The sequence below is a fragment of the Vibrio sp. ZF57 genome (assembly GCF_001691235.1).
In the GTDB taxonomy this organism is placed as follows: Bacteria; Pseudomonadota; Gammaproteobacteria; order Enterobacterales; family Vibrionaceae; genus Vibrio; species Vibrio crassostreae_C.
Window position 1 is genome coordinate 1 of the sequence record NZ_MAKD01000090.1, and the last position, 383, is coordinate 383.

General features: G+C 47.5%; 1 protein-coding gene. It reads right to left on the bottom strand.

Going from position 1 to position 383, the window contains the following annotated elements:
• On the bottom strand, positions 1–383 hold a 383-nt coding region (locus A6D97_RS13055), incomplete at both ends, for a cadherin-like domain-containing protein (RefSeq protein ID WP_139074318.1).

Below are 383 nucleotides of genomic sequence, written 5' to 3' on the forward strand. Positions count from 1 at the left end.
CCATCGTAGGTCACACCTTCAACCGTTAGGTTATCACCTTCAATGTCGGTAGCGCCTGTTAACAGGTCGGCATCAGTAAAGATTAACGTGCCGTCTTCTTCAACGCTGAACTGTTGATCTTGAGGTACTGGCAGGTCATTAACTGGGTTAACGGTTAGGTCAGCTGACGCTTGAACCGTATTAGTACCATCTGAGATATCGAAGCTGATATCGATGTCGCCATTGAAGTTCTCATCTGGCGTAATCGTAAAGCTGCCATCGTCGTTGGCTACAACCGTTGCATCACCGTCAACCGTTAGGCCACTAGCAGTAAGGTCATCGCCTTCAACATCAGATGCTTGTGATAACAGTTGCTCTTGGCTTAGACGGATAGAACCATCTTC